The sequence below is a fragment of the Methylobacterium sp. J-070 genome, assembly GCF_022829385.1.
Classification (GTDB): Bacteria; Pseudomonadota; Alphaproteobacteria; order Rhizobiales; family Beijerinckiaceae; genus Methylobacterium.
The window spans coordinates 1-11,679 of sequence record NZ_JAKSXX010000312.1 but is presented as its reverse complement, the minus strand read 5'-3'; the positions used below and the strand labels follow the sequence as shown (position 1 = coordinate 11,679).

General features: G+C 66.0%; 10 protein-coding genes and 3 pseudogenes. 4 read left to right on the top strand and 9 right to left on the bottom strand.

From position 1 onward, the window contains the following. Positions 1-3: 3 nt before the first annotated feature. Complete coding sequence (locus tag MKL01_RS35370) at positions 4-471, bottom strand: hypothetical protein (RefSeq protein WP_243909827.1); 468 nt, start codon at positions 469-471, stop codon at positions 4-6. A 435-nt stretch (positions 472-906) separates the two neighbouring features. Here MKL01_RS35370 and MKL01_RS35365 point away from each other — a divergent pair, with 435 nt between their 5' ends. Next, complete coding sequence (locus MKL01_RS35365) at positions 907-1,782, top strand: DapH/DapD/GlmU-related protein (protein WP_243909826.1); 876 nt, start codon at positions 907-909, stop codon at positions 1,780-1,782. 185 nt (positions 1,783-1,967) lie between these two features. Here the strand turns inward: MKL01_RS35365 and MKL01_RS35360 are convergent. The 7 genes and pseudogenes from MKL01_RS35360 to MKL01_RS35330 form a co-directional block, all read right to left on the bottom strand. Continuing rightward, positions 1,968-2,163 (bottom strand): annotated as a pseudogene (locus MKL01_RS35360) (IS3 family transposase); the annotation flags it as partial. Positions 2,164-2,213: 50 nt separating this feature from the next. Beyond that, a pseudogene (locus tag MKL01_RS35355) lies at positions 2,214-2,304 on the bottom strand (IS5/IS1182 family transposase); the annotation flags it as partial. Between the two features lie 145 nt (positions 2,305-2,449). Next, positions 2,450-3,094, bottom strand: a complete 645-nt coding sequence (locus MKL01_RS35350) for an acetyltransferase (protein WP_243909825.1) — start codon at positions 3,092-3,094, stop codon at positions 2,450-2,452. A gap of 150 nt (positions 3,095-3,244) precedes the next feature. Continuing rightward, entirely contained in the window at positions 3,245-3,472 is a 228-nt protein-coding gene (locus tag MKL01_RS35345; protein ID WP_243909824.1) for a hypothetical protein, read from the bottom strand. Further along, positions 3,472-4,410, bottom strand: coding sequence for a 3-oxoacyl-ACP synthase III family protein (locus tag MKL01_RS35340; protein ID WP_243909823.1), 939 nt, complete (start codon positions 4,408-4,410; stop codon positions 3,472-3,474). The genes MKL01_RS35345 and MKL01_RS35340 overlap by 1 nt, the downstream gene beginning before the upstream one ends. A gap of 91 nt (positions 4,411-4,501) precedes the next feature. Then, on the bottom strand, positions 4,502-4,738 hold the full coding sequence (locus MKL01_RS35335) for a hypothetical protein (RefSeq protein WP_243909822.1): 237 nt from the start codon (positions 4,736-4,738) through the stop codon (positions 4,502-4,504). 40 nt (positions 4,739-4,778) lie between these two features. Then, a complete protein-coding gene (locus tag MKL01_RS35330; protein ID WP_243909821.1) occupies positions 4,779-6,386 on the bottom strand; it encodes an HAD-IIIC family phosphatase in 1,608 nt (535 codons plus the stop codon). Positions 6,387-6,589: 203 nt separating this feature from the next. Between MKL01_RS35330 and MKL01_RS35325 the strand changes: the two genes are divergently transcribed. Continuing rightward, the gene (locus tag MKL01_RS35325; RefSeq protein WP_243909820.1) at positions 6,590-8,023 is read left to right on the top strand and encodes a hybrid (R)-hydratase [(R)-specific enoyl-CoA hydratase/NAD(P)-dependent dehydrogenase; all 1,434 of its coding nucleotides are present in this window, start codon (positions 6,590-6,592) and stop codon (positions 8,021-8,023) included. A 543-nt stretch (positions 8,024-8,566) separates the two neighbouring features. On the opposite strand, the gene MKL01_RS35315 is transcribed toward MKL01_RS35325, so the two are convergent. Further along, a complete protein-coding gene (locus MKL01_RS35315) occupies positions 8,567-9,097 on the bottom strand; it encodes a hypothetical protein (protein WP_243909819.1) in 531 nt (176 codons plus the stop codon). Between the two features lie 426 nt (positions 9,098-9,523). Here MKL01_RS35315 and MKL01_RS35310 point away from each other — a divergent pair, with 426 nt between their 5' ends. Together MKL01_RS35310 and MKL01_RS35305 are read left to right on the top strand one after the other, a co-directional pair. Continuing rightward, positions 9,524-11,578, top strand: coding sequence for a hypothetical protein (locus MKL01_RS35310; RefSeq protein ID WP_243909818.1), 2,055 nt, complete (start codon positions 9,524-9,526; stop codon positions 11,576-11,578). Then, positions 11,488-11,679 (top strand): annotated as a pseudogene (locus MKL01_RS35305) (MFS transporter); the annotation flags it as partial. The gene MKL01_RS35310 and the pseudogene MKL01_RS35305, both read left to right, overlap by 91 nt.

Here is an 11,679-nt window from a genome sequence, read left to right as displayed (position 1 = left end):
CGGTCAAAGGCGGGCGAAGAAGGGCATTTCGCCTCTGCCATGGAGGCCGGCCCAATGCGGATGGGAGGCTACGGCCTGAAGCTTCGCCCATCCGGCTCCGCAGACCTCGTCCTTCCCATCGTTGCCGTTCCAGTCGAACTGGATGCCGGTGTGATCACCTGGGATGGCTGTGGAGGGGCAGGCTCGTAGATTGCCGCATGCCGCATGCAGCCGCGACCGTGTGATCGCCGTGATGCCGCTGCGGTGCATGGCATCGAGAAACAGGAGCGCGGACAAGCCGCTGTCGCCGACGAGAATGAGATCGCCGCTCGGCAGCCAGTGACGGGCTTGCAGGGCTAGGTGGCGGCCAACATCGAGCAACGGCTTGTACGGACGGCCCCGTTCGCGACAGTCGCACTCGGACGGCACCATCGCAGTGAGGAGCGGCAGGGCCCAGACTTGTCTGGCCCAGGGGACCGGGGCGAGCAGCATCAAGCTCATAGAGTCGCAGTCCGCCCGTCGTGACGCAGTAGCTATCGGAGTAGCGGACCGGGCCGCCATAGGTTTCTTTGGCCGCGATGCGCTTGCCGCGGCGGCGGTCGATCGTGTCGTCGAGCGCCAGGATGACTGGACCGTGTACGGCCGCGCCGGCTTCGACCTGCTTCGACAGCGCGTCCTTCACGCCGCCGGAAGCGCTCGCTCTCCTCCAGGCAGAACTGCTACAAACTCTCAGCACCGAACCGCCGGAAGGACCTGCTCCAGAGGGCGCTTGATACCGTTACTCGAACGAGTTGCGAGGCCAACGATCGACCGATCTGTGAAGGCATTCGGCTCCTCGCCCGCATTTGGTAAGCGCAGCCAGGGCACAAGCATGAGTTGATTCTATCTTCGCTTTGCCCGAGAACTCATCGCATAATCGACAGCTGCATGTCCGTCGGTCATCGGAATGCCTGTCGAAAAACAGAATGGGTCCAGCATGGCCCGGCTTTGATGATGGAGCTTTCGGGCGTGCGAATCCACACGACAGCTGTAATTGATCCCAGCGCACGGATTGCGCCCACCGCAACGGTTGGGCCGTTCTGCGTCATCGGGCCCGATGTTGTGATCGGTTCAAATGTCCGCATTGATTCCCATGCAATCATCGAGGGTGGTGTCGTCGTAGAGGAAGAGTCTCATGTCGGCGCCGGCGTAGTAATTCATGGCTCAGCTGTGATCGGATCGTCAACATCTATTTTTCCTTATGCAGTCATTGGACAAACTGGACAGTTTCCAGGCCATCATAACTCTGATGGAAAGGTAGTAATCGAGGGCGAATGCGTTATACGAGAATTTGTGATTATCAATAAATCGGTAACCTCGCCGGCAACGCGCGTAGGCCGAGGCTGCTATCTAATGGCCCGAACGCAAATCGATCACGATTGCATTCTCTCTCCGTATGTAAAAACCGCTACAGGCGTCACGCTCGGCGGCTCTGTTCATGTTGAAGACCACGCTTACCTCGGCATGAACTCGGTGGTGCATCAGGGGCTTCGGATTGGCCGCGCCTGTATGATCGGCATGAACGGCGTAGTGAAAGCGCATGTGCCCCCCTTCACAACCCTCGTTGATCGGCGGATCAACCGTATCAATGTGATCGGTCTCACGCGCCTTGGAGCAAGCGAAGAGGACATCACACGCGTTGAGGCGTTCTATCGAGGAAAGAGGGACGAATTACTGGTTCGGATAGGGAGCGACCCATGGATCGACGCTATCGAGAACTTCGTAGCCCAGGTAGCTCCGGACCGAATGGAGCTATTTGCGTGAACGGCGTAGCCTTAATACAGATTTCTAAAATTGAATGCGATTATAGCAATCCTGCCGCCACGACGCCGCGGCCGGCCACCGAAGATGGCAAAGCTCGGTACCATCGCTGGTTGATCAACGACTACCACCGAACCTGCCAGATAGGAAATTTTGAAAGCCCACAATTGCGGAGACTTCGGTGCCCATTGAGACAGCTCGGCGGCAATATCCTCTTGCCGCCCGGCGAGTGGTGCATCCATCTTGCGATCACGCTGGCCGCCGATTCAATTGCGCAACGCCGAGGTCGGCGGCGACCTTGTGTCCAGAGCGATGGCTCGTCTGGGCGAAGCGGACCGCCTCGGCACGAAACTTGGGTGTAAACCGCTCATTGCGTTCTGCCATCGGAGGCCTCCTTCACGGAAAGAGTTCTCCACTTTTCCGAGGCATGTCCAATCCTCCGCAGGCCGGCCCGTGCGCGGCTTCGGCGGAGGCAGCAATGGGGCGATCCGCCCACTGCGCGTCAGGCAGTTCAAAGTGTCGCATCCCGATCACATGGGGTTGACCCGCAGCCTGTGAACCCTTTGCAGAGACGCCTTAGTGCTGCCGCTGCGAGATGCCGTCTGGTGTTTGCATCCTCTCTTGCGCCAGAGAGGTGCCATGCAGCTCCATGGGGTTCGTCGCCTCAGCCTCAATCCGCTGAAACAACGGGGTTATCAGGCTTAGGCCAAACCACTGCATCGTTGGGCATCGTACGCAGCACGGTGCACCCCATACCAATCATTGACCGCTCACCGACCTTGAGGCCCTGCAACACCTTGGCGAGCGGACCGACGAGACCATCCGCACCGATCGCGCAGCGGCCGCCAATGAATGCTGCTGGCGAGATCGTCGTGTTATCCCCGATCTCTGCGTCGTGGCCGATGATGGCACCGGTGTTCACAACGCAAAATCGTCCTAGGCGCACGTCAACGTTGACGATCACGCCGTGCGCCACGAACGCGCCTGCGCCCAGCATCACCCCCTGGCTGACAATCGCATGAGGTGACACCAGGGGAGGGCAGGGCAGAGCGTGCCGGTCGAGCCAAGCGATGATCTCGGCACGCGCCTGGATCGCTGCCCGGCTCACGCCACCCACCGCCAGTGCCACACCATCGTATTCGGCTCGGTCGGCCAGCAACTCGTCGAGATACCCCCTATAGCGCCCGACCTGTACGGTTGGCTGATTCGAATAGGTTGCCTCTACCGTATAGCCACGCAGTTGCGCGACCTCGGCGATCTCCTTGGAGAAGCCCCCTCCGCCGATCAGGGCTAGACGCTGGATGTCAATTGTCACGGGAGACCATCCATCACGCGATCTGCCCTATCATAAAGGTGCGGTGCTTTGCCCTGATCGGCGAACCGTTCCGCGGCACCGCTGCCGATTCCGCTGCTGCCTCCGACGACGAGGATGTGCTCTGCAGCTTCCGCCATGCTTATCCAGGCTTCAGGACTGCAACTTCGCGACGGCAATGCCGAGAAGGTCGTCTGTGGTGGCTGCCTTCGCGATCTGCGATGGCTCGACCTCAAGACCCAGCGTATCGAACAGGGCCATGATATTGAGGATGCCGAGGGAGTCGAAGGTCTCGATCTCGCCAAGCTTCTGGCCGCGCGCGAGCGGCCCCTGCTGGTCCAGGATCGCGCCGAGCTCGTCCAGGAACCCAGCCTCAGTCATCACGCGATCTCCTCAAACTTCAGGACGGGCGGAGCATAAATTCGGTCCGTGGCAAGAGCGCACGCACCCCAACTCAGACCCACGCCGAACCCGGCTAGCACCGCGCGCAAGGGCCGGTGCGAGAAATCCTCCGCCAGGAAGCCCGAGATCGTGCCCGGGATCGAGGCTGAGTTCTGGTTCCCGTAGACGGATTGCGTGCCCGAGGGAAGCTTGCCGTCGTCAAGGCTCAGGCGCCGCTGCAGGTTCTTGAGGATGTACTTGTTCGGCTGGTGCAGAACGTAATAGTCCGGCTCTTCCGGCCGCAAATCCGCAGCCGCTAGGATGTCGGTAATCAGCGCCGGCACGCGCTTCAGGGTAAAGTTGAAGACCTGCGCGCCGTCCATGTTCATGGAGGCCGGTTTGTCCCGATCCTCGGCATCCCGGCGCAGGCCGCTATGGGGGATAAACAGAGCCTTCTCGCCCGACCCGTCGCTGTGAAGCTGGAAGACGCTCTCGGTCTCGCGCCGCTCGACCAGTACTGCAGCCCCGGCATCGCCCATGATGGGGGTGATGGCACGGTCATCCTTGGCGACCATCCGGCTCGCCACGTCACCGACGCAGAGCAGGATCCGCTTCAGCCCGGATTCGACAAGGCTGTAGGCAACCGAGAGTCCGTACACGAAGCCGCTGCAGCCCAACCGCATGTCAAAGCAGAGCGTGTCGGTATTCATGCCGAGGCGGTGCTGCATGCCGATCGCCGTCGACGGCGAGCTGTAGTCAGGTGTCTGCGTGACCAGGATCAGCCCGTCGAGATTCTCCGGCCTCAGACCGAGGCCGTCGAGGAGGTGCCGGGCGGAATGCAGGCAGAGGTCGGCCGTCGTTGTGTCGGCCCGTACGACTACGTGGCGCGTGGCGAAGCCCATCGCGCGCTTGAGCCGTTCGGCCTCGTCCGGCGCCATCCTGAGATCCGCCGCCTCCGCGTCGAAGGCGAGCGACCGACCGCCGACCGTGGTGACGAGGCCGGCGAGGCCGGCGTGTCGGAACCGAAGCTCAGCCACGGTTTACAGCTTCCGCCACGTACTCGAACCAGTTCTGGATCCGGAGCAGCGGCGAGCGCGTGCTGTCGAGGATGCTCTCGTCGGCCAGCGGAATGTAGCGGCCCAAGGCTTTCTCGATCTCGGACTCGGTCTCCAACAGAAGCTCGACCACCGCGAAGGAGTCGATCTTCTCGAACAGGTTGTCCTCGGGTCCGAGCGCGCCCAGCTCCGGCCGGCCCCACGTGTCCACGAGGCGGTCCAGGGTGGCGCGGGCCGCGGCTACGGCGCTCTCAGTCCGCGATGATGTGGATGTAGGCGGTGTCATCCGGTCCTCGGGTCAATCGATAGTCCCTTCCCTCGGGGCCAGAGCCGACGAGCGCGAACCCGTTGTCGTCCAGAAAGGTCTCGACCATGCGGTTCTTTGGGGTTGGGCGGTAGTGGGCCCTCAGCTCCGGATCCGCCTCTTGCTGACAAATGTAGCGCAAGACTTGGCTCTCAATGCGGCGCCCGAGGGCCCGACAGCTCATCAGGAAGGTCTCGAGCGCGCCGCCCCGGACGACGGCGACCCCGACGATCCCCATGTCGCCAAATCGGTCGGCCACTCGCGCCGCGTAGACGCTACCCTCGCGCATCGCGGTGGCGACCTCGTCCTCGGTGTAGCGCCGCGTTGTGAGATTGAACTGGTTGGTCTTATTGATCAGCTGCGTGACCCGCCGCAGGGATCCCGGATTGTTCCGCGCCATGTGCACCCGGATGTCGAGGGAGGCGAGATACTCGTCCATCGAAGCTGCCGAGCGTTGCAGTTCTTGCCGCTGCGCCTCGCCCCGGTACAGCTCAGTTTTGGCCAGATCTTCAACGGTCACGTTCCGAGCGCGCAGGGACGCGATCCCGTCGAGCAGCGAGAGGGCCTGCTCTGGACGCGTGCGGTCGAACAGGTGGCACTCGACACTGGGAAGCCGCGCCCGGACCTCCTCGATCTCAAAGGGATTGTCGTCGATAAAGATGAAGCTGTCGAGGCCGAGATTAAGCGTCTCGGCGAGTTCGCGGATGTTCTCGCTCTTCTCCGACCAGTTACTGCGGTAGGCGACGAGGTCGTCGAGGCGCAGCGGCATCGCACGCTGCTCGAAGACCGAGCAGAAATCCTCCTCGTTGTTCTTGGTCACCGCGCAGAGCAGGATGCCCAGACTCTTCAGGCGCAGCAGCTGGCGCTGGAGCTGCGTGTGGACGATTCCTGGATAGTCGTTGTCGACCTCGAGGTTCTCCACACCGTCCTCACCCACGATGCCGCCCCACAGCGTGTTGTCGGCGTCGACTACCACTACCTTGCGGCGCGCCCGCAGCCGGGCCGCGATGGCGTCGGCGTAGCGCTCGACCAGAACGTCCACAGCGGCCGGAGCATAGGGCATCTGGTACATATAACGGTTACGCTCGCGGAAGGCGTTGGCGAAACCGAGGAGCGCCAGGGCACCGGCCGCGTCGATGACGCTGACCCGCTCGTGGGATCGGGCGAGGCCGAAAAGGACTGCGTTCACACGGGCAAGCGCCTCCAGCTGATCATGAAGATCGCTTTCCACGGACGAGACCGGCACGAAGGGCACGGTGTTGAGGATGATGGTGCCGGGAGCCTGCGCGAGCCGGGCCAAGACCAGCTCGGCGAGCCCCCGCGCCCTTGCGGCCGCGCCCTTGTCCGGGGCGACGTCGAAGTACCAGCGGTGGTCGAGATGCACAATCAGGACGTCGGCGGCAGCGGGACCCGTCAGGACCTGCTCTATCTGCCCAATAGGGAGATGCTCGAAGGATACGTCGGCGAGATCCGCGAGGCGGCCCGACACCTTCCCGAACGGGTTGGTGACGACGTTTCCGACGAAGCCAATCGACAGGGCGCGAGCCGTGGTCATCCTCGATACCGGTCCCTGCGACACCCTGCGGATGCCTGGCCCTCCGGCGATCGACCGGTCCCTTTACATCCGTGTGAGCGCGCCCTCTTGCGAGATCGCGTGCCATAAAGCAAGGGGCCGGGCGTCCAGTGGCCGGCCAGCCAGGCATGGGCGACCGGCCGCGGCCGGGCCGGGGAGGTGACCGGCGGATGAGGAGCATCTCGATGAACGAAGCCGGCTCGGACGATACCTCTGCGAAGATGCGGATCTGGACCGAGGCGCACCAGGCCGCCTTCGCGCGGGCCACCGGCGACGTGAACCCGATGCACATGGATGCACGGATGGCCCGACGGACGCTTGCCGGCGAGCGGGCCGTCCACGGCGTCCACGCCGCTCTCTGGGCCCTTGATGCCTGCGCGACCGCACATCCCCTTGATCGGCTTGCGACGCTGCAGATGCGGTTCGAGCGGTTCGTCCTGGTCGGAGACTGCACCGTGCTGACGGCCCACGAGGCGGACGCGCAGCACCTGCGCCTGTCCCTATCGGTGGATGGCGCTCGTACCTTAACGATTCAGGCAACTTTCGCGACGGAGCGAGCGCCGGCTCAGCCAGTCGAGTGGGCGCCGACCGCGATTCCCGCGGAGCCGGTCGCCCGCGATCCGGAGGCCCTGACGGATCTGACCGGGGCCTTCTCGCTGCCTTCCCCTGAGGCGATCGCCGCGCTGGCGCCACGTCTCGCGCGTGCCCTCGGTCCCCACCGGGTTGCGGCTTTAGGCGGCCTCTCGACCCTCGTAGGCATGTTCGTACCCGGTCTGCACTCAATCCTCTCGAAGATCGACGTGACCGTTACCGACGGCGTTGCCGCTTCGAGCCTCGGCTACACGGTGAAGAGGTTCCAGCCGATGCTGCAATCGGTGACCCTCGACGCCGTCGGCCCCGGCATTTTTGCCCGAGTCGACGGCTTCGTCCGCCCGCGGCCGGTGGAGCAGGAGAGCTTGCAGGACCTAGCGGCGCTGGTCCAACCGGACACCTTCGCGGGCGTGTCCGCTCTGATCATCGGCGGGTCTCGGGGTCTCGGGGCCGCGACGGCCAAGCTTATCGCCGCCGGGGGCGGGGAGGTCTGCATCACCTACGCGTCCGGTGCCGACGAGGCGGAGGCGGTCGCTCGGGAGATCCGTCCAGCCGGCGGGCGCTGCCAGGTTCTCCGCTACGACGCAGCGGAGCCGGCGGTCGCACAGTTCGCGACGCTTGCGATGCGCCCGTCCCAGCTCTACCATTTCGCAACGCCCCGCATCTTCCGCCAGAAGCGCGCACCCTTCGAGCCTGCCTGCCTGGACGAGATGATGCGCGTCTACAATTCCGCCTTCTACGAGCTGAGCGTGTTCTGCCTCGATCGCAGCGACGCCGTGGCGGCCTTCTACCCGTCGACCACCGCCATCGATGAGGCGCCCCGCGACATGCTGGAATACGTCATGGCTAAGATTGCGGGCGAGACGCTCGCCACGACACTGGCGCGGACGATCCCGAATCTGCGGACCGTGATCAAGCGGCTTCCCCGGGTGAAGACCGATCAGACGGCCACGATCTTCCCCGTTCCGGCCGCCGCACCGAGCGCGGTGATGCTGCCGATCATCCGCCAGATGTCGGCGACCGCCTGATCCGGAGCAGCGCCGAGCGCGGGACCGGCGGGCCGGACAAGGCCGTTCTGCACGGATGAAGTTTGATGAAGGGTCCGAGGCCGCGATCTCCCGGACAAGTACAAGAGCTCGGAAGCTTTTAGCGGAACATTTTCTACAATTGAGGTCCGGGCAGTTTCAGCCGCACTCAGCTTCTTCAGCTCCGCCGCAAATCGCTCGTAGTCGCTCAGGAGTGTGCCCGGCTGTATCACTGCGCCTGTCAGTGTTCGCGCCAAACGCTACGATGCCGGCGACAGGGACTGTGCGGCTCCGCTTCTGATTTTCAGGTAGGTGGCGTTGATCCAGAAATACGGCCATTCCTCGTCGATCCGGCGGTCAAGGAAAGCGCCCTCCTCGCAGCGCGTCGAGATGCTCGGGACGGTAGCGTTCAGAGACAGGATCGGCCGCCGAGCGGACTATCTTTAGCGCTGCCAAGATCAAGCCGCGGAGGACAGCAGCTGGCTCGCACCGTTGTTGTAAGACTCGGCACCTTCCGCCGAGCGGCCGTGAAGTGATTGAACCAGCTTACTCTGCCGCTTCGGTATCGCGGTGGGCATCATCGTCGGCCGAGGACTCGTCAACCGGATCAGTCTCCGCGTCGGCTTCCTCGTCCGATCCAGCGGCGGCGGTGAAGAAGTCACCGGTCCGGACCGCCTCGCCGCCCGTCACCATCATGCTCAGGTAGGTATTGAGGGTGTTCGGAGCGACGTCCGGCAACCGGTCGGCGATCTCAGCGTGCGACAAGCCTTGTGAGCCCGCGTTGCTAAGGAGGGCCTTCAGGCGCCCCTTGGCCGAATTCGCTCGCGGACCGCGAGCCCCGCGCCGACCACCCTGCGCGGAGGCGGCACGATCGGCAGTCGGGACCCGTGCACCATCGGCTGCGTGGAGGCGCGCGGTTTCCTCCAGCGGAACTCCCTCCACGATCGAGGTCAGGGCGGCTTCGGCTGCGCGCAGCTTCGTGAGCTCGGCCGCGATCCGATCGTAGTCGCTCTGGAGAGCAGCCCGGCGCGCCCGAACGTCAACCAGGGCCTTCGTTAGGGTGTTATCCTCAGCCATCGGACGATCCCGCCACATCAAGTCGTTATCGTCAGGCATAGGTCATAGGAGCCTCCCAGCGTCAACAGAGCCTCAGACCGGCGCCAGCTCGGTTCGACCGAGCGAGCCGAGCGCCGATGTTTACGGCCCCGGCGCGCTCCGATAGGGCAGGGGAAAGCCGACATGGCGCCTAGCCCGGCTCAAATGACAGCCCTGAACCCAGCCCAGCGAACGCATGCTCACACGAGCGCCAAATTCCGACGCAGCGACCGGCAAGCTTCGCGCTTCAGCCCGGGTGCATCGCTCGGTTTCCGGCGCGGTCGACGGGCAGGACAGGTGGATCGGTGACGGGCTAGGAAGCGAAACGACCGGCGCGACGCGCCGCGACGTGAGAGCGGTACTTTGAAAAAACTCCACGGCTTGTATCGGAGCTGGGCGAGCGCCGGCTTGATCCGCGCGGGCAGCAACGCCGTTGCCATCCTTGCAGGCCCCAGAGGCCTTCTCCCGGCGAACGATATCACCTCCGCGGCAGACCAGATCGCCGCGCTGGCGCCGTTCTTCGACGCGGGCTTCTACGCGAGCTGGTACGGCATCACGGCCGATCCGGTGCGCGACTACCTGGTCCAGGGCTGGCGCGCGGGCCGCGACCCGCGGGCCGACTTCGCCTCCGCCGACTACCTCGCCGCGCGCCCCTACTTGGCCAGGGCCGGCATCAACCCGTTCCTGCACGCCCTGGCGCGCCGCCGCCGCAGGGGTGATCGCAGCGGGCAGGCCGCGGGCCATCCGCTGCCCCCGCGCGACACCGCCGAGGTCGAGCGCCTCGCCCGCCGCCTCGTGGACGGGCCGTTCTACCGCGCCGGCAACCCCGACCTCGCCGAAGCCGGCGTCGACCCGGTCGACCACTACATGGCCTCGGGCTGGCGCGAGGGCCGCGAGCCCGCGCCCCAGTTCGACGTGCTCACCTACTGCCTGACCCGCGGGATCACCTACGCCACCCAGAACCCGCTGATGCACTACGTCCTCCATGGCGGACCCGCCCGGCCGGACCCGGCCGAGGCGCTGGCCCTGCGGGTCGAGATCCTGGCGCCCTGGTTCGACGCCGCCCACTACCGGCGCGGCCTCGACGAGGCCCAGGCCGAGGCGCTGGCCGGCGCCTCCGACGCCGCGCTGCTGCGCCACTACGTCGAGGGCGGCTGGCGGGCCCTGGTGAGCCCGCGGCCGGACTTCGACCCGGCCGGGTTCGTGCAGGCGCGGGCCGGCAGCCGGGCGGTCCGGGACGACCCGTTCTTCCGCTACGTCGCCGAGGCGAAGCTCACCGGGCAGACGCCGTTTGCCGAGCCGCACCGGCTGAACCTGCCGGCGGTGGACGCGGACTGGTACCGGGCGACCTACCCGGATGTCGGGGCGATGCAGCCCTACCTGCACTTCGCCGGGGTGGGCTGGCGGGAGCTGCGCGATCCGGGCCCGGGGCGCTCGACGCTGGCGGCGCTGCTGCGGGTCTGCGGGCTGCGCCCGGCGCGGGCGCCCCTCGAGGACACCGGCTGGCTCGGGGCGATCGGTGAGCCCGCGGACCGGGCGGCCGTGCTCGACCTGCAGGCGCGTCTGGTGGCGGGGCATTTCGACCACGCGTTCTACCGGGCGCGCTACGGGCTGTCCGCGGAGGCGGACGCGGTGCGCGACTATTGCGACGCCGGCTGGCGGAAGGGCCGCAACCCCAGGCCCGACTTCGACGGACAGGCCTATCTCGACGCGCATGCCGGGGTCCGCGAGACCGGCCTGGCGCCCTTCGTCCACCGCCTCGCCACGGCGCTGCTGCACGGCACCGACATCTCGGCCGGGGCCTTCCACCCGGGCTACGGCGCGCCGGATTCGAAGGCGGCGGCGCTGGCCGAGGAAGCCCGGCTGATCGAGCCCCATTTCGACGCCGCCTTCTACGCCAAGCGCAACCCCGACGCCGCGGGCGCTCCCGGCGGCCCGCTCGCCCATTTCGTTGCCTACGGCCAGCACGAGGGCCGCGACCCGAGCGGGACGTTCTCCATCGCGTTCTACACGGAGACCTACGGGCACCTGTTCGCGCCGGGAGAGTCGCCGTTCCTGCACTACGTGCGCACGGGCCGAGCCGCCGGGCTGATGGCGGCGCCCGAGGACCTCGGCACCTATCCGCCCATGACGGCCCCCGACCCGCACGACTGGGACGGCCTGCCCCGGGCCCTGCCCATCGCCGAGGCCCGCGTCGTCGTCATCGTCCCGGTCTACAAGGGCCGCGGCGAGACCCTGCGCGCCCTCCACGCCTGCCTGTCGGCCCCGCAGGCCACCCCCTTCACCCTGCTCGCCGTCAACGACCGCTCCCCCGACCCCCAGCTCACCGCAGACCTCGCCGCCCTGGCCGCGCGCGGCCTGTTCCACCTCGTCGAGAACCCGCACCCTGCGCCTTCACCATCAACGTGGTCGCGCTGTTCGCACGGCTGCGCCTCGTCGCCACCGACGAGTTCGCCCGGATGATGGACCTCGACCGGCTGCGCCCGGTCCCGGCCCTGGAGCTGTTCCGCCACCACGCCGGCGACGTGATCCGCGGCGCCTTCGTGCCGCTCGCGGCCTTCGCG

What these genes read in the sequence shown, in the direction of transcription:
- MKL01_RS35315 (WP_243909819.1), bottom strand. Translation starts at nt 9,097, where the DNA reads ATGGCTGAGGATAACACCCTAACGAAGGCCCTGGTTGACGTTCGGGCG.
- MKL01_RS35365 (WP_243909826.1), top strand. Translation starts at nt 907, where the DNA reads ATGTCCGTCGGTCATCGGAATGCCTGTCGAAAAACAGAATGGGTCCAG.
- MKL01_RS35340 (WP_243909823.1), bottom strand. Translation starts at nt 4,410, where the DNA reads ATGGCGCCGGACGAGGCCGAACGGCTCAAGCGCGCGATGGGCTTCGCC.
- MKL01_RS35325 (WP_243909820.1), top strand. Translation starts at nt 6,590, where the DNA reads ATGAACGAAGCCGGCTCGGACGATACCTCTGCGAAGATGCGGATCTGG.
- MKL01_RS35330 (WP_243909821.1), bottom strand. Translation starts at nt 6,386, where the DNA reads ATGACCACGGCTCGCGCCCTGTCGATTGGCTTCGTCGGAAACGTCGTC.
- MKL01_RS35370 (WP_243909827.1), bottom strand. Translation starts at nt 471, where the DNA reads ATGCTGCTCGCCCCGGTCCCCTGGGCCAGACAAGTCTGGGCCCTGCCG.
- MKL01_RS35345 (WP_243909824.1), bottom strand. Translation starts at nt 3,472, where the DNA reads ATGACTGAGGCTGGGTTCCTGGACGAGCTCGGCGCGATCCTGGACCAG.